This is a genomic window from Kribbella alba (assembly GCF_039529635.1).
Lineage (GTDB): Bacteria > Actinomycetota > Actinomycetes > Propionibacteriales > Kribbellaceae > Kribbella > Kribbella alba.
The window spans coordinates 183,322-199,679 of sequence record NZ_BAAANE010000002.1; the positions used below are offsets into that span (position 1 = coordinate 183,322).

At 68.6% G+C, this 16,358-nt stretch carries 17 protein-coding genes; 6 read left to right on the forward strand and 11 right to left on the reverse strand.

Features of this window, described 5'->3' with window-relative positions; genetic code table 11:
* Positions 1 to 13: 13 nt before the first annotated feature.
* From ABD210_RS02845 to ABD210_RS02855, 3 genes are all read right to left on the reverse strand, one after another.
* Complete coding sequence (locus ABD210_RS02845) at positions 14 to 874, reverse strand: SMP-30/gluconolactonase/LRE family protein (RefSeq protein ID WP_344108321.1); 861 nt, start codon at positions 872 to 874, stop codon at positions 14 to 16.
* Positions 875 to 1,100: 226 nt separating this feature from the next.
* Positions 1,101 to 2,108, reverse strand: coding sequence for a sugar phosphate isomerase/epimerase family protein (locus ABD210_RS02850; protein ID WP_344108324.1), 1,008 nt, complete (start codon positions 2,106 to 2,108; stop codon positions 1,101 to 1,103).
* A 17-nt stretch (positions 2,109 to 2,125) separates the two neighbouring features.
* Complete coding sequence (locus ABD210_RS02855; protein WP_344108327.1) at positions 2,126 to 3,220, reverse strand: Gfo/Idh/MocA family protein; 1,095 nt, start codon at positions 3,218 to 3,220, stop codon at positions 2,126 to 2,128.
* Between the two features lie 74 nt (positions 3,221 to 3,294).
* On the opposite strand from ABD210_RS02855, the gene ABD210_RS02860 reads away from it, so the two are divergent.
* Positions 3,295 to 4,440: an ROK family transcriptional regulator gene (locus tag ABD210_RS02860; protein WP_344108330.1), complete on the forward strand. Its 1,146-nt coding sequence runs from the start codon at positions 3,295 to 3,297 to the stop codon at positions 4,438 to 4,440.
* A gap of 75 nt (positions 4,441 to 4,515) precedes the next feature.
* On the opposite strand, the gene ABD210_RS02865 is transcribed toward ABD210_RS02860, so the two are convergent.
* A complete protein-coding gene (locus tag ABD210_RS02865; RefSeq protein WP_344108333.1) occupies positions 4,516 to 5,520 on the reverse strand; it encodes an NAD(P)H-dependent glycerol-3-phosphate dehydrogenase in 1,005 nt (334 codons plus the stop codon).
* Positions 5,517 to 6,401: a lysophospholipid acyltransferase family protein gene (locus tag ABD210_RS02870; RefSeq protein WP_344108336.1), complete on the reverse strand. Its 885-nt coding sequence runs from the start codon at positions 6,399 to 6,401 to the stop codon at positions 5,517 to 5,519. Before ABD210_RS02870 ends, ABD210_RS02865 begins: the two co-directional genes overlap by 4 nt.
* Positions 6,402 to 6,417: 16 nt before the next feature.
* Between ABD210_RS02870 and cofC the strand changes: the two genes are divergently transcribed.
* Together cofC and ABD210_RS02880 are read left to right on the forward strand one after the other, a co-directional pair.
* Positions 6,418 to 7,089, forward strand: a complete 672-nt coding sequence (gene cofC / locus ABD210_RS02875) for a 2-phospho-L-lactate guanylyltransferase (protein ID WP_344108338.1) — start codon at positions 6,418 to 6,420, stop codon at positions 7,087 to 7,089.
* 20 nt (positions 7,090 to 7,109) lie between these two features.
* Positions 7,110 to 7,316, forward strand: a complete 207-nt coding sequence (locus ABD210_RS02880; RefSeq protein WP_344108340.1) for a hypothetical protein — start codon at positions 7,110 to 7,112, stop codon at positions 7,314 to 7,316.
* Positions 7,317 to 7,561: 245 nt separating this feature from the next.
* On the opposite strand, the gene ABD210_RS02885 is transcribed toward ABD210_RS02880, so the two are convergent.
* The 5 genes from ABD210_RS02885 to leuC all read right to left on the reverse strand — a co-directional run bounded on the left by ABD210_RS02885 (position 7,562) and on the right by leuC (position 12,225).
* Complete coding sequence (locus ABD210_RS02885; protein WP_344108342.1) at positions 7,562 to 8,134, reverse strand: HU family DNA-binding protein; 573 nt, start codon at positions 8,132 to 8,134, stop codon at positions 7,562 to 7,564.
* Positions 8,135 to 8,370: 236 nt separating this feature from the next.
* Positions 8,371 to 8,556, reverse strand: coding sequence for a hypothetical protein (locus ABD210_RS02890; RefSeq protein WP_344108344.1), 186 nt, complete (start codon positions 8,554 to 8,556; stop codon positions 8,371 to 8,373).
* 58 nt (positions 8,557 to 8,614) lie between these two features.
* A complete protein-coding gene (gene corA / locus ABD210_RS02895; RefSeq protein ID WP_344108346.1) occupies positions 8,615 to 9,781 on the reverse strand; it encodes a magnesium/cobalt transporter CorA in 1,167 nt (388 codons plus the stop codon).
* A 400-nt stretch (positions 9,782 to 10,181) separates the two neighbouring features.
* Positions 10,182 to 10,781: a 3-isopropylmalate dehydratase small subunit gene (gene leuD / locus ABD210_RS02900; RefSeq protein ID WP_344108348.1), complete on the reverse strand. Its 600-nt coding sequence runs from the start codon at positions 10,779 to 10,781 to the stop codon at positions 10,182 to 10,184.
* Between the two features lie 13 nt (positions 10,782 to 10,794).
* Positions 10,795 to 12,225, reverse strand: coding sequence for a 3-isopropylmalate dehydratase large subunit (gene leuC / locus ABD210_RS02905; protein ID WP_344108350.1), 1,431 nt, complete (start codon positions 12,223 to 12,225; stop codon positions 10,795 to 10,797).
* A gap of 120 nt (positions 12,226 to 12,345) precedes the next feature.
* On the opposite strand from leuC, the gene ABD210_RS02910 reads away from it, so the two are divergent.
* The 3 genes from ABD210_RS02910 (at position 12,346) to ABD210_RS02920 (ending at position 14,382) form a co-directional block, all read left to right on the forward strand.
* Complete coding sequence (locus ABD210_RS02910; RefSeq protein ID WP_012922430.1) at positions 12,346 to 13,065, forward strand: IclR family transcriptional regulator; 720 nt, start codon at positions 12,346 to 12,348, stop codon at positions 13,063 to 13,065.
* Positions 13,066 to 13,165: 100 nt separating this feature from the next.
* Positions 13,166 to 13,846 (forward strand): response regulator transcription factor, encoded by a 681-nt coding sequence (locus ABD210_RS02915; protein WP_344108352.1) that lies wholly within the window; start codon positions 13,166 to 13,168, stop codon positions 13,844 to 13,846.
* Positions 13,847 to 13,938: 92 nt separating this feature from the next.
* Entirely contained in the window at positions 13,939 to 14,382 is a 444-nt protein-coding gene (locus ABD210_RS02920) for a response regulator (protein ID WP_344108354.1), read from the forward strand.
* Here the strand turns inward: ABD210_RS02920 and ABD210_RS02925 are convergent.
* The gene (locus ABD210_RS02925) at positions 14,336 to 16,357 is read right to left on the reverse strand and encodes a hypothetical protein (protein ID WP_344108356.1); all 2,022 of its coding nucleotides are present in this window, start codon (positions 16,355 to 16,357) and stop codon (positions 14,336 to 14,338) included. The genes ABD210_RS02920 and ABD210_RS02925 overlap by 47 nt on opposite strands.
* Position 16,358: the final 1 nt, after the last annotated feature.

Below are 16,358 nucleotides of genomic sequence, written 5' to 3' on the forward strand. Positions count from 1 at the left end.
GCGAGGTAGCGCGTCAGGGGTGCCCGGAGTGAGGGGCGGGGGCTGCGGTGGTGAGAAGGTGGCCGGTGCGTTCGTCGCTGAGCATGTTCTCGAAGCCGCGCCATTCGGCGGCGAGGATGAAGAGCGTGGTCCCGTCAGGGCCGCCGAGCATGCACGCGAAGGCACCTCGATCGAGGTCGACCGTCTGCAGGACCTCACCTCCTTCAGCTACCCGGACGCACTGCTTGTTCGGCACATCCGCGTACCAGACGGCGCCTTCGGCATCCAGACAAATTCCATCCGGGTGCTGCCCTTCGCCAAGATCCGCCCACACCCGCCGGTTCGCGAGGCTGCCGTCCTCCGCGATGTCGAACGCAGTCAGCCGACAACCGAACGACTCCGCCACGATCAAGGTCGAGCCGTCCGCCGTCACCGCCATACCATTGCCAAAGGCAATCTCCCCCGCAACCTGCTGGGCCTCGGCTGAGAGTTGGTGACCCGGCTGGCCATCGGCAGTCAGCAGAGCGATCACGCCAGGCCGGAATCCGCCGGTCTCGTCGAGGTCTGCACCGTTCACATAGACGTTCCCCCGGCCGTCCACGACGAGCTCGTTGAACACGGTAGCGATCCCGCTCAGATCAGCGTGCGGAACCAGCGACCCATCCGGCTCCTGGCGCAGCAGCTTCGAACCGGCGACGACGAGCAGCCGCCCATCAGGCAACCAGTCGATCGAGAACGGAATGGTCTCGGCCGGCACGCTCGCCATCAACTCGCTCTTCCCATCGGAGTCGACCGCGAGCACCTCCCCGGTCCCCCAGTTCGCAAACCACAGCCGCCCGCCATGCCACCGCGGCGACTCCCCGAACCCCAACCCATCCACCAACAACTCCGTCATCGCAACCCCTCAGCCGGGATCCCCACTGGACCCCTCACCCCTTGTACGAACCGAGCCACCCCATTTCGACATCGCCACCCGACCGCCACACCCATACGCCCACACCAACCGGTCGGCTGGCGGGGCATTCGTCGACTGGCGCCCTTTGAAGCCGCTATCGGTCGAAGAACCCGGCATCGGGCCTAGCGGATTCGACGGCGCCAACAAACACCGACCGGGCGCGGGGCTACTTGTCCGTGGCGAAGGCGGCGTCGAACGACGCCTCGGGCTTGTCGAACGCCAGCGCGCGGATCACGTTCACGGCTTCCGCGGCGCCGACCTTCCGCTCCATCCCGGCGTCTTCCCACTCCACCGAGATAGGACCGTCGTACCCGATGGAGTTGAGCACCCGGAAGCAGTCCTCCCAGTGCACATCGCCGTGCCCGGTCGACACGAAGTCCCAGCCGCGCCGGGGATCGCCCCACGGCAGGTGTGACCCCATCCGGCCGTTCCGCCCGCCGCCGACCCGCTTGCGGGTGTCCTTGCAGTCGACGTGGTAGATCCGGTCCTTGAAGTCCCACAGGAACGCCACCGGGTCGATGTCCTGCCAGACCATGTGGCTCGGGTCCCAGTTGAGCCCGAACGCCTCCCGGTGCCCGATCGCCTCCAGCGTGAGCACGGTGGTCCAGTAGTCGTACGCGATCTCGGACGGGTGCACCTCGTGTGCGAACCGCACGCCGACCTCGTCGAACACGTCGAGAATCGGGTTCCACCGGTCCGCGAAGTCCTTGTACCCGGCCTCGATCCGCGCGGCCGGCACCGGCGGGAACATCGCGACGTACTGCCAGATCGACGATCCGGTGAATCCGATCACGGTCTTGACCCCGAGCTTGGCCGCCGCGCGGGCGGTGTTCGCGAGCTCGGCTGCGGCGCGCTGCCGGACGCCCTCGGGATCACCGTCGCCCCAGACTCGGGACGGCAGGATCGCCTGGTGGCGGAAGTCGATCGGGTCGTCGCAGACCGCCTGGCCGACCAGGTGGTTCGAGATCGCCCAGACCTGCAGCCCGTGCCGCTCGAGGATCTCCTTCCGGCCGGCGATGTAGTTCTCGTCGTCGAGCGCCTGCTGGACGTCGAAGTGGTCACCGGAGCAGGCGATCTCGACGCCGTCGTAACCCCACGAGGAGGCGAGGCTGCAGACCTCTTCGAACGGCAGGTCGGCCCACTGGCCGGTGAACAGGGTGATCGGGCGTGGCATGCGCGGACTCCTAGGGTTCAGTTCTCGACAGTGGTCCAGGCGCCGTCGGCCGCGGCAGAGCGCAGTACGGCGTCGACGATGCGGGCGGAACGGGCGCCGGCGGCGAAGTCGGGCAGGCCGTCCGGGCGATCACCGAGGGCTGCCGCGTAGCTGTCGGCGACGAATGAGTCGAAGGCGTCCTGGTAGCCCTGGGCGTGGCCGGCCGGCAGCCGGTTCACCCGGGCCGCCGGTGGACTCAGGGTCTCGGGGTCGCGGGTCAGCAGCTCATTGGCCACCCGGCGACCGACCCACAACCGGTCGGGGTTCTCCTGGTCGAACCCGAAGCTCGACTCGGTCCCGGAAACCTCCAGATACAAGCGGTTCTTTCGTCCGGCGGCGACCTGGCTCACGACCACCGTGCCGACCACGCCGGCCGCTGTCCGGAACTGCGCCGTCGCCAGATCCTCGGTCCGTACTGCGACTCCGCCGCGCGTCGCGCGCACGGTGCGGGTCTGGGCGCTGACGTCGGCGAGGTGGTCACCGGTGACGAACTCGGTCAGGTCGCACCAGTGCGAACCGATGTCCGCGAACGCTCGCGACGGACCGCCCGCCTGGTCGTCCACGCGCCAGTTGTCGTCGTCCGCCTCGGCCAGCCAGTCCTGCAGATAGCTTCCGTGCAGGCTGGTGATCTGCCCGGCGTCTCCCGCGGCGATCCTGGTCCGCAACTCCCGGACCATCGGGTGATACCGGTAGACGAACGGCACCGTCCCGATCCGCCCCGCCTCCTGCGCCGCGGCCAGCAATCCCGTCGCGTCCTTGGCGGACGTCGCCAGCGGCTTCTCGCAGACGACGTGCTTGCCGGCCTCGAGGGCTTGCAGGGTCACCTGTAGATGCGTGTTGTTCGGCGTACAGACGTGGACCAGATCGATGTCCGCGGCGAGCAGTTCGTCGAGGGTCGCGAAGCCCTGCTCGGCGCCGGTGGCCTCAGCCGCGGCGGCCGCGCGGTCCGGGCTCGAACCGACAGCGCCGACCACCTGCGCGCCCGCGACCAGGGCAGAACGACCGTGCACGCGACCCATGAACCCGCCGCCGACGATCCCGACCCGAAGCCTCTTCCGCGCACTGGTGGACATGACCGCGACGCTATGTGACACTTTTGATCCCTGTCAAGCAAAAGTCCGGCGCCCCCCGACGAAAGTAACCTGCCATGACCGACCTCAGGACGACGGCCGCGGATGCGGGCCCGCTGCTGCGCCTGCTGCTGGACGGGCAACCCCGCACTCGCGCCGAATTGATCGACCTCAGCGGTCTGGCCAGATCGACCGTCACCGGTCGGATCGAGGCGTTGCTGGAGAGCGGCCTGGTCGTGCCGTCTGGCGAAGCGGCATCGACCGGCGGGCGACCACCGGCACGCTTCCGGTTCAATCCGGGAGCGCGGCTGATCCTGGCGGCGGATGTCGGCGCGACTCACTTGACGGTCGCCCTCACGGATCTGACCGGCGAGATCCTCGACAGCATCACAACGCCGCTGAACATCGCCGACGGCCCTGAGGTCGTGCTTGCCGCGATCGTCGAGCACGGGATCTCCCTGTTCGTCCGCGCCGGGCGCAGCATGTCCGACCTGATCGGCACCGGCGTCGGACTCCCCGGCCCGGTCGACCACCGCACCGGCCGCCCGAACCACCCGCCGATCATGCCCGGCTGGGACTCCTACGACGTGGTCGGCCACCTGTCCGGGGAGCTCGAAGGCATCGTGCTGGTGGACAACGACGTCAACATCATGGCGCTGGGCGAACACGCCGGCCAGTACGCCGGGGTCGAGCACCTGTTGTTCGTCAAAGTGGCCACCGGCATCGGTGCCGGCGTGATCAGCGGCGGCCGGCTGCATCGCGGCGCGCAGGGCGCGGCAGGAGACATCGGCCATATCCAAGCCCCAGGTCATACCGAGCTGTGCAGGTGCGGCAACACCGGCTGCCTCGAGGCGGTCGCCTCCGCCGCGGCCGTCGCGGCGCAACTCCGCGATCTCGGCTTGGTGGCGAAGACGAGTCTCGATGTGGTGGAACTGGTCCGGGGCGGAAACACGGCCGCGACTCAGGCGGTCCGCCAGGCAGGGCGCGAGATCGGCGCCGTCCTGGCAGGCTGCGTCAGCCTGCTGAACCCGTCCGTCATCATGATCGGCGGATCGCTGTCCCAAGCGGGCGACAGCCTCCTGGCCGGAATCCGCGAGGCGATCTACGCAAGATCGTTGCCCCTGGCCACCACCGAGCTCCAGGTGGTCGCGTCGCGGGCGGGTCAGCAGTCCGCCGTCCGGGGCGCCGCCACGATGGTCCTGCAGCACACGCTGGTGTGGTGAGTGCCTGGATGACCTCCGCGCCCGGCCAGGGTGCCACCGTGGCCGAGACCGGGGTGTGAGGCAGCGGCCTGCCGGCTATCCCCAGCGTTCGGATTTGGCGGAGCGGGAGACGAGGCTGAAGAGCATGTCCTTGGGGGTCAGCTGGCCCGCCACGACCTTGGTGACGTGTTCGGCGATCGGCATCTCGACGTCGTGGTGGTGTGCCAGTTCGGAGATCGACGCGCAGGACTTGACCCCCTCGGCTACCTGGCGAGTCGCGCCGGCGATCTCGGCGACGGTCATCCCCTGACCGAGCTTCTCCCCGAAGGTCCGGTTCCGCGACAGAGGCGACGAGCAGGTCGCGACGAGGTCGCCCAGGCCCGCCAATCCGGAGAACGTGTGCTCGTCGGCCCCCAGCGCAGTACCGAGTCTCGCTGTTTCGACCAGCCCGCGCGTGATCACGGAGGCGCGGGCGTTGTCGCCGAAGCCGAGTCCGATCGCCATGCCTACCGCGAGGGCGATGACGTTCTTGGTCGCGCCGCCGAGCTCGCAGCCGATCACGTCGGTGTTCGTGTAGGGCCGGAACGTCGACGAGTGGCAGAGCTTCTGCAGGCGCGCGGCAGTTCCCTCGTCGGCACAGGCGACCACCGCGGCGGCGGGTTGGCCCTCGGCGATCTCGCGGGCGAGGTTCGGGCCGGAGACCACGGCGATCCGCTCGGGGCCGGCTCCGGTCAGTTCGGCGATCACCTCGCTCATGCGTTTCGTCGTACCGACCTCGACGCCCTTCATCAGGCTGACCAGCGGTACTGCGGACGGCAGGACGCCGGCCCAGTCCTTCAGGTTGGCGCGCAGGGATTGGCTGGGGACGGCCAGGACGATCGCCTCGGCGCCGTCGGCCGCGGCGGCCGGGTCGTGCGTTGCGGTGATGGCGTCCGGAAGGCGGAGACCGGGCAGGTAGTCCGGGTTCTCGTGCCGGGTGTTGATCGCGTCGCAGAGCGACTCACGACGGCCCCAGACCGACACCTGGTTCCCGGCCTGCGCCAGCACAGTGGCGAACGCGGTCCCCCAGGAACCGGCACCGAACACCGCAACTTTCGTCATCGAGTCTCCTCATCCTCACGCTTGTCGTTCATTGCCCCGTTCTCGCCCGCGCCGCTTCCCGAACCAGCGTTGCCCCAAGCGGCGTTGCCCCCGGTGTCGTCTTCCATGGCGCGGTGCTTCTTCAGGTCGAACAGTTCCTTGGGCGGGGTCTGGCCACGCAGCTCGCCGAGCTCCGCCGCGACCCGGTGCATGATCACCTCGGTTGCCTGGTGCAACAGCTCGTTGGTGATCGGCTTGCCCTCGAACGCGCTCAGGTCGACCGGCTCCCCGGCCTGCACCCGCATCGTCTTGCGCGGCAGCAACCCGATGTGCAGACCCTTCACGTACGACGGGAAGACCTCCTGGGCACCCCAGTTCGCGACCGGGATCACCGGGCAGCCGGTCATCAGCGCGATCCTGGCGGCACCGGTCTTCCCGGTCATCGGCCACAGGTCGGGATCTCGGGTGATGGTCCCCTCGGGGTACACGCCGACACACTCGCCCCGCTCCACCGCGGCCACCGCCGCCCGGAACGCGTCCGCGGCCTCCGCCGAGTCGCGGTACACCGGGATCTGCCCGGCACTGGACAGGATCCGCCCGGCGATCGGCAGCTTGAACACTGATGCCTTGCCGAGGAACCGCGGGATCCGCCGGCACTCCCAGATGTAGAAGCCGAGCACGAACGGGTCGAACTGCGAGAGGTGGTTCGTGACGAACACCACGCCGCCGGTCCGCGGCATGTTCTCCCGGCCGCGGAAGTCCTGCTTGGTCCAGATGAGCATGAAGGGTTTGACGATGGCGACCACCAGGCCGAACCAGAAACCCGGACGCGGCCGGGGTCCCTCGGCGGTGTGCCGGCCGTCCACGTCAGCCTCCTGGTCATCGTGCGTGCCGTCGGTCATGGGAGAATCCTGCCTGATGTCTGACCTACAGGTCGCGCCCTGGATCCTCGTGATCCCGGTGAAGCGCACGGCGATCGCGAAGAGCCGGCTCGCTGCCGCCTACCCCCAGCACCGTCCGGAGCTGGCTCGTGCCTTCGCAGTCGACACTACTGCGGCCGCGCTCGCCTCTCCCCTGGTCCGCGCCGTCCTGGTCGTCACGGACGATCCGGTGGTCTCCGCGGACATCACCGCTGTCGGTGCGTACGCCGTTCCGGACCTTCCCGGGGTGGGCCTCAACGAAGCGCTGGAGCACGGCGCCGCCGTTGCGGCCGCCGAGTTCCCGGACGTAGGTGTCGCCGCGTTGTCGGCCGATCTCCCAGCGCTGCGGCCTGCCGAACTGACCGCCGCTCTGAAGGCCTGCGTCGCGGACCGGAACTTCGTGATCGACCTGCCAGGAACCGGTACGACGCTGCTGGCCGCCAGTCCGGGTACTCCGCTGGACCCGCGCTTCGGCGTGGGTTCCGCCCTCGCCCACCAGGCGTCCGGCGCGGTACCGGTTGAGCTGACCACGATCGATTCGCTCCGCCGTGATGTCGACACTGCCGCGGATCTGGCCCACGCCGTACAGCTGGGTGTCGGACCGCGGACAGCCGATGTGATGTCCTTGGTCCTCGGCGCCGCCACCGGCACCGAAGGCCTCGCATGCTGATGACGCGCTACCGTGGCGCTATGCAAGCCACCGTCAGCCGCTACGACACCGAGACCCGCTCGGGCACGGTGTTGACCGACCGAGGCATTGAACTCCCTTTCACAGCAGAGGCCGTCGCCCACACACCGGTCAGGCTGCTCCGCCTCGGCCAGCGGGTCCGCCTCGCCACCACCGGCTCGGGCGCATCCCTCGCCGTCACCGAGGTCCACTTCATCACCCTGCCCTGACGATCGCCTGCCCTGACGATCGCCGGGCCCGAACTACCGCCTGGCCCGAACGATCCGCCCTTCCCTGAACGGCAGCCCCGCAGTACGGGAGACGTTGCCGCAGGCACCTGCCGACCGGAGAACGCCAACCAGGGAACGTCAACCAGCCCTGAGGATCCGCTGAGCCGGACACGGCGAAGGCCGGTCGCCCCTGGGGTGGGGTGACCGGCCTTCGCTGGTGTTGCTGTGCCGCGGTTTGGTGAAGGTCAGCGGGCGGCTGCGCGCTTCGCCGGAGCCTTCTTGGCGGGGGCCTTCTTGGCCGGCGCCTTCTTGGCAACGGTCGCCTTCTTGGCGGGAGCCTTCTTGGCAACCGTCTTGGTGGCCGGAGCCTTCTTGGCCGGGGCCTTCTTGGCAACCGTCTTGGTGGCGGTCGCCTTGGCCGGGGCCTTCTTGGCGGCGGTCTTGGTCGCGGCGGCCTTCGCCGGCGCGGCCTTCTTGGCCGGAGCAGCCGTCTTGGTGGCGGCGGCCGGCTTCGGCGTCGTCAGCTTCGGCAGCTTCTTGGCACCGGAGACAACGGCCTTCAGCTCCGCACCTGCGCGGAACTTCGGAACCGTGGTCTTCTTGGCACGCTTGGTCTCGCCGGTCCGCGGGTTGCGGACCATGCGGGCACCGCGCTCGATGGCCTCGAAGGCACCGAACCCGGTGATGGCGACCTTGCCGCCCTTCTTGGTCAGCTCGCGCTGGACGGTGTCGATCACCGACTCCAGGGCGTGCTGGGCCGAACGGCGATTTCCGTCGAAGTGCACTGCGAGCGCTTCGACCAACTGGCTCTTGTTCACTGCTTCCCTCCGTGAACGTAGGCGTCGAGCACAGCGCTCGATCTTCCGTGAACGTTATGGACTCAAGTGGAAGTTCACAAACACCAACGCGGCAATTCGGCCTTGTTTTAGGCGATTCGTGCCATAAAACGCCCTGATTCGGCCTCTGAATCCCTTGGGAGCAACGAACCGGCGACCTTCGGTGACACCTGCCACAGTGCCGAAGCGCCACTTCCGCGGGCACTTCGGCACCTTCTTCAGCGCCGTTTACCGCGCAGGGTCCGAACCCCCGACCGAGCCGTGTCCAGCCCCCGGGTCACCACGCTGTCACCCTTGCGGGCCCGGAGCTCCCGGCTCACTTTGCCCAGCAGCCAATCCAGCAACGGCACCGCGATCGCCAGCACCGCCCACATGATCAGCCGTCGACGCAGGAACAACCACATCGCTTCCGCCTCCTTGGATCTGTTGCTTCGAACACTAGTGCCCGAGACGCAAACAGACTCAGAGCCAGCCGCGGCGTTTGAAGATCAGGTGCAGACCGCCGCACACCAAGGCCATCAACCCGACCGCGAACGGATAGCCGTACTGCCAGTGCAGTTCCGGCATCTTGTCGAAGTTCATCCCGTAGACGGTGCCGATCAGCGTCGGCGCGAACAGGATCGCCGCCCAGGCGGAGATCCGCTTCACCTCTTCGTTCTGCGCGTTGCTGGCGACAGTGAGGGACTTCATCTCCTCGTTCTGCTGCTGGGCGACCAGCGTCGCGTTCACCGTCAGGATGTCCCGCAGCAGCTCGCGGAAGGCATCCACCCGCTCGACCACCTGGGTGACGTGGTCGGCGACATCACGCAGGGAGCGCTGCAGTTCCTCGTCCACGCCGTACTTGTCGAAGCCGGCCCGCAACGAGTCGAGCATGCCGGCGAGCGGCCTGGTCGCGCGCTGGAACTCGATCACCTCGCGGGACAGTTCGTAGATGCGCCGCGACACCTTCGGGTCGCCGCGGAACACCTCGGTCTCGATCTCGTCGATGTCGTTCTCGAGCCCGGCGACCACCGGCGCGTATCCGTCGACGACCTTGTCCATGATCGCGTAGAGCACCGCTTCGGTCCCCCTGCGGAGCAGCTCGGGATCGCGTTCCACCCGGCGTCGTACGGCGGCCAGGTTCGGCGCCTCGGCGTGCCGGACCGTGACCACGAAGTCCGGACCGACGAATAGGTGCACCTCGCCGAACTCGACCTCCTCTGTCACGTCCCGGTAGCGGGCGGCCTTCAGTACGACGAACAGGGTGTCGCCGTAGCGCTCCAGCTTCGGCCGCTGGTGGGCCTGGATGGCGTCCTCGATCGCGAGCTCGTGCAGGTCGAACTCCTTGGCCAGCGAGGCCAGCTCACGCCGGTCCGGGCGGTACAAGCCGATCCAGGCAAGACTCTTCGGCGACTTGTGCAGCACCTGGTAGGTCTCCGCCAGCGACTCCGGCGACGCGACCCGGCTGCCGTCGCAATAGATCGCGCTGTCCACGACGCTGTGGCCCTTGGGTTTCGGGCTCGCCAGGTTGACCGGCGCCTGCTCGAGCGGAGCAGGAGCGGCGACGCCGGCGGCGTAACGGCGGGCGGCAGCGCGGAGTGAAGGGGTGCGGCCGAACCGACGGAGCGTACGGATGCGCAGATCGGACATGAGTCCTCCAGGAGCGAGGTGCGGAAGAGATGGGCATCATCTGCCCGACCCCCGCGACCCGATCGGTCGCGCACTGCGCCCCAGGTCACCCCTCGCACTGTGCGTCGGGGTGACCTGACCTGGAAGAGGATTCAGCGCCTCAAGGTCGAGCGAGATCGGTATGTCTGGAGGGTTCGCTGCTCATGGCGCGCCTCACCTCCAGAATCTCGCCAGCCTTGTCAGGACAACGCCGCAAGGGTAACACCGGAGTTATCGGCCCCGATGTGCTTTTCGTTACGCACCGGTTTCCAGCACCGGTCCAGTGGGTATGCCGATCCGCCCGTGGTTGCTGCGGGCGCGGACGCGCGAGAGCAGCTGTCGTCCGGCGCAGTGCCAGGCGACAGCCGCTCTCAGAAGAAGCTCAGGCCTTGGCAGGCAGCGTGGCCGGCTTGAAGGACGGGCGGGTTGCTTCGTAGGTGGTGATGTCGTCCTCGTGCGACAAGGTGATGCCGACGTCGTCGAGGCCGTTCAGCAGCCGGTAGCGGGTGTAGTCGTCGATCTCGAACGGCGCCGACACCGCGCCCGCCGAGATCGTCTTGTTCTCCAGGTCGACCGTCACCTTGGTGCCCGGGTCGGCCTCGATCGTCGACCACAGCTTGTCGACCACGTCCTGCTCGACGAGTGCCGCGAGCAGTCCGGACTTGCCCGAGTTGCCGCGGAAGATGTCGCCGAACCGCGACGACACGACCACCCGGAACCCGTAGTCCAGCAACGCCCAGACGGCGTGCTCGCGCGACGACCCGGTGCCGAAGTCGGGGCCGGCCACCAGCACCGAGACCCCGCCGTACTCGGGCTGGTTCAGCACGAAGGAGGGATCGTTGCGCCAGGCAGCGAACAAGCCGTCCTCGAAGCCGGTCCGGGTGACCCGCTTGAGGTAGACCGCGGGGATGATCTGGTCGGTGTCGACGTTGCTGCGCCGCAGCGGGACCGCGGTGCCGATGTGCTGGGTGAAGGCTTCCATGATTCCTTTGTCCTCAGACGTTCTCGGGTACGGCGACGGCTACCGGCGGCAGATCCGCGGGGGCGGCGAGGGTTCCGGTGACGGCGGTGGCGGCGGCGACCAGCGGCGAGACCAGGTGCGTGCGGCCGCCCTTGCCCTGGCGTCCTTCGAAGTTGCGGTTGGAGGTGGAGGCGCTCCGCTCGCCCGGCGCCAGTTGGTCGGGGTTCATGCCCAGACACATCGAGCACCCCGCGCCTCGCCATTCGGCCCCGGCGTCCTTGAAGATCACGTCCAGGCCCTCGGACTCGGCCTGCAGCCGGACCCGGCCGGAGCCCGGTACGACGAGCATCCGGGTGCCCTCGGCAACCTTCCGCCCGGCCAGCACGCCGGCGGCCGCGCGCAGGTCCTCGATCCGGCCGTTCGTGCAGGAGCCGAGGAAGACGGTGTCGACCTTGACCTCGCGCAGCGGCGTACCGGCGGTGAGGCCCATGTATTCCAGGGCCCGCTCGGCCGCGACCTTGTCGTTCTCGTTCTCGAAGTCGTCCGGCGAGGGGACGTTCGCCGACAGCGGCACGCCCTGGCCCGGGTTGGTTCCCCAGGTGACGAACGGCGCGATGTCCTCGGCCCGCAGGACGACCTCGCGGTCGAAGTCGGCGTCCTCGTCGGTGGCGAGGCTCTTCCAGTACTCGACCGCGGCCTCCCAGTCGACACCCTGCGGAGCGTGCGGCTTGTCCTTCAGGTACGCGAAGGTGGTCTCGTCCGGCGCGATCATGCCGGCCTTGGCACCCCACTCGATCGACATGTTGCAGATCGTCATCCGGGCTTCCATCGTCAGCGCGCGGATCGCCTCACCGCGGTACTCCACGATGTAGCCCTGGCCGCCGCCGGTGCCGACCTGCGCGATCAACGCGAGCACCAGATCCTTGGCCGAGACGCCGTCGGGCAGGACGCCGTCGACGGTGACCGCCATCGTCTTCGGGCGGGCCTGCATCAGGGTCTGGGTGGCGAGCACGTGCTCGACCTCGCTGGTCCCGATGCCGAAGGCGATCGCACCGAACGCACCGTGGGTGGAGGTGTGGCTGTCACCGCAGACCACGGTCATGCCGGGCTGGGTCAGGCCGAGCTGCGGGCCGATGACGTGCACGACGCCCTGGTCCGGGTCGCCGAGGGTGTGGATGCGGATGCCGAAGTCCTCGGCGTTCTTGCGCAGCGTGTCCACCTGCGTGCGCGAGACCGGGTCGGCGATCGGCTTGTCGACGTCGAAGGTCGGGACGTTGTGGTCCTCGGTCGCGATCGTCAGGTCCGGGCGGCGCACCTGGCGGCCGGCCAGCCGGAGTCCGTCGAACGCCTGCGGACTGGTCACCTCGTGCACCAGGTGGAGGTCGATGTAGAGGAGGTCGGGCTCTCCGTCGGCATGGCGCACGACATGCGCATCCCAGACCTTTTCCGACAACGTCCGACCCATCAGACTTCTCCTTTAGGTTTGCAAAGTGTTCGACTCAGTCGCCATACCACCCTCACAGTGCTCCGGTGGTGTCCGATTTTGCGACTTGCGTTCCACGATTCGAGACGGCAATATCGTCTCATGGACAACTCTAGCGGAGTCGGCGTTCTCGACAAAGCAGCCCTCGTTCTGTCCGCGCTCGAGTCCGGACCGGCGACCCTGGCCGGCCTGGTGGCAGCCACGGGACTGGCCCGGCCGACGGCTCACCGGCTCGCGGTGGCCCTCGAGCACCACCGGTTGGTGGGGCGCGACATGCAGGGACGCTTCGTGCTCGGACCGCGACTGAGCGAGTTGGCCTCCGCGGCCGGCGAGGACCGCCTGCTGGCGACCGCCGGCCCGGTCCTGGCCCGGCTGCGTGACATCACCGGCGAATCGGCCCAACTCTTCCGCCGCCAAGGTGAGTACCGCGTCTGCGTCGCCGCCGCCGAGCGTCCCTCCGGCCTTCGCGACACCGTGCCGGTCGGCAGCCAGCTCACGATGGCAGCGGGCTCGGCCGCGCAAATACTGCTGGCCTGGGAGGACCCGGAGCGGATGCACCGCGGCCTTCACAACGCCACCTTCAACGCGGCAGCCCTGGCCGGCGTACGCCGTCGCGGCTGGGCACATTCGGTCGGCGAACGCGAGCAGGGCGTCGCCTCGGTCTCGGCTCCGGTGCGCTCCCCCTCCGGCAAGGTGATCGCCGCGGTCTCCGTCTCCGGCCCGATCGAGCGCCTCTCCCGCCAGCCCGGCCGGATGCACGCGCCCGCCGTGATGGCCGCCGCCGAACGCCTCTCCGAAGCCCTCCGCCGCGCCTCGGAATAGCCCGCGCAATAGAAGGGCCCGCCATACACCCGGCGGGCCTTTCTTTTACCCGACAGAAACAGTGGGCAGGCGGGCTGGACGCCGGGCCTAGAGTGGGGCTGTGGTGTTGCGAGTCGTCTTTGCGGATGACAACTTTCTCGTGCGCGAAGGCATCTCCGCACTACTCAGCGAGGCCGAAGAGGTCGAACTCGTCGACGTGGTCACTGATCCGGCGGCACTGCTGGAATCCGTTGCCCTGCACCGGCCGGACGCCGTACTCACCGACATCCGGATGCCGCCGACCTTCACGACCGAAGGCATCGACGCCGCCAAACGGATCCGGGCCGATCATCCGGCGATCGGAGTCGTCGTGTTGTCCCAGTACGTCGAGGAGGACTACGCGTTCGACCTGCTGTCCGAGGGCGTCGCCGGCCTCGGGTATCTGCTGAAGGAACGGGTATCGCAGCGAGACGAACTGGTCCGGGCCCTGTACGACGTCGCGCGCGGCGGCTCCGTCCTCGATCCCAGGGTTGTCGAGGGCCTGCTCGCGCGCAAGGCGCAGGAGTCGCTGTCACCCTTGCCCGGTCTGACCGATCGCGAGCGCGAGGTGCTCCAGGAACTCGCCGCCGGCCGCAGCAACGAAGCCACGGCCAAAGCGCTCTTCATGAGCACGCGCGCCGTGGAGAAGCACATCAGTTCGCTCTTCCAGAAACTCGGCCTGACCGATGAGTCCGACGTCAACCGTCGCGTGATGGCAGTCCTCGCCTTCCTCGAAGCCACCGGTGGACCGGCCGGCCGGTGACGACGGTGGGGTCAGCCGCACCGCTCCAGGTGGACAGCACCATGTCGCCGCCGGTGACTTATCCCCCACGATGGTTGTCAGGAGGTGAACAAGTGGCCGAGGTACGCGTTCTGATCGTGGATGACCAGGAGCAGTTCCGCCGCGCGATCGCCGCCGTCGTGGCGGAGACGGACGGTTTCGCCGTCGTCGCGTCCACCGCGTCCGGCGAGGAGGCGCTGCTCGCAGTCGCCAGGCTGCGCCCGAACCTCGTGCTGATGGACGTCAACCTGCCCGGCATCGACGGTATAGAGGCCACCCGACGGATCACCGGGGACCCCGACCCACCGGTCGTCATACTGCTCTCGACCTACGACCAGGACGAGTTCGACGTCTCCACCTGCGGAGCTGCTATGTACCTGGCCAAGGCCGCGTTCGGCCCGGACCAACTCACAGCCGCGTGGGCCTCCGCCACGACTCAGCCGACCCACCCCGTAGCGCCGACCAACCCGGCTACACCGCCACCGGCTCCGGCTCGCCGGCACCGACCGGAATGCTGACGGACAACAGGCCCTTGTCATCAAGCCACGGCCGTCCGCCTGCCGCCTCAACCCGATCCACGATCGCCTGTACGTCGATCTGGTCGCGGGCGAAGCCACGGATCTGCACGACCAGCTCCTCCGCCACGATCTGCAGGTCGATCCGGGCGGCTGCGGATCCGGCGCGCAAGGCCTCGACACAGCAGAAGTAGACCGCCGCCTCGACCCTGGCCGGGAACCGCCGGTCAGCCGGCGTCTCGACATGAAGGGTGGCATCCAGGCCGTTCCTCGCCAGGTGCGACCTCAGCGCGCGGGAGAGACCGGTCCGGGCCAGCTGGGTGGGAAACACCCCGCGGGTCAGTTCCCGCAACGACTCGAGTGCGGCGTTCGTCTCGTCCACGAGTTGCTCGAGCTCGCTCGTCGCAGCGATCCCCGATCTGGCCACGCTGAGGCCACTCAACCGCTCCGGTATCGACTCGAGCTGCAGCAGCACGTCCCGCGAGATCGCGGACTCCAACTGGCAGCGAGCGGCGTCGTCGGCCGCGATGATCCTTCGCCGGGACTCGGCGAGCGCTTCGGTGGTGCGATCGAGGGCGGCCACGTGCGCTGCCAGCTCGGACTCCATCGCAGCGTTGCGGAACGCCAGCGCGGTCTGGTCGGCCAGATCCTGCAGCAGTTGTTCGTCCGCGGCCCGGAGTCCGCGCCCCTTCGGCATCGTGACGCCGATGCTGCCGAGGGTGTCGCCATCCTGGCGGACGAGCACCTGGTACTCCGGTGTTCCGTCGGCGGGGCCAGGCCAGACATCGGAGATTCCCACCGAGCCGGGAACCTGCAGGACCGCCGTCGAGGATCGGGCAGACACCGCGCGCGCAGCCGCTTCTGCGACAGCCGGCAGCAGCGATCTCGGCGACGGGGTCTCCGCGAGGCGACGGCTGAAGTCCGACAGCGCCTCGTAAGGCAGTGCCCTGGCCCCGTAGGCGAGCCGGTTCGCGAACCGGACGACCTGCCGGCGGAGCGGCTGGAACGCGAGGGCGACCAGCGAGGTGGCGAGCAGCGACAGCCAGAATCCGCTCGTCCGCGTGTTGACGAGGGCTGCGACCGCCAGCACCAGGCCGGCGTAGCCGATGCCGGCGAAGATGGTGCCCAAGGCAAGGACAACGGCCCGGTTGATGATCAGGTCAATGTCGAACAGCCGGTAGCGCAGCACTGCGATGGCGAACAGCAGCGGCAGGCAGAAGTAGGAGACGAACAGGGGGAGGCTCGCGATCCAGGTCTGCTGCCCACCGTTGAACAGCTGGACGACGATCAGGTAGACGAAGCTCAGCGCGACGAACACCGCCCCCACGGCGATCAGCCGCAATTGCTGCCGCTGCTCGCCCTGACTACGACGCAGCCGACGGACCATGGACACCATGGCGGCGACCAGGCCGCCGGCGATGAGAGGTAAACCGAACAGGGAGAGCAGACTGCCGAGCGGCCCGACGGCATGGCTGTCGATGTCGAACTCGGTTGGCGACAGGGTGAGCAGGGTCGCGGCGTACGAGCCGTACCCCACCAACGCCACAACGGCCGCAGCGCGCCAGCGACGGGACAGAAGGTGGCCGTCCGGCGCAATCAGGAACACGATGGCCAACCCGGCGAGTGAGAGCTGTCCGCCGAGCAGGGCGGAGATCCAGCCCGCCACCCCGCCCAGGCTCCGCGATCCAGGCCCGTCGGCCGTCACCACCCAAACGCTGTAGGCCTCGGTCAGCAACGAGATCGAGGCGAGGAAACCGGTCAGACAGAGCAGCCAGCCGATCGGGTGGCGCGCCCATCGCGCCACGATCAGCGCGCCCATCGCCGCGCACCCCACGACCGCGCCGGTGACGAACGGGAAACCGTGCACGGCGACGGCCTCCTCGGACAGCAGCGGCCGGTAGGCCGAGGTCACCCAGACGTCTGCGCCGGCGATCAGCAAGGTGAGCGCCGTCAGCACCCAAGCCACGCGCGCGTACATC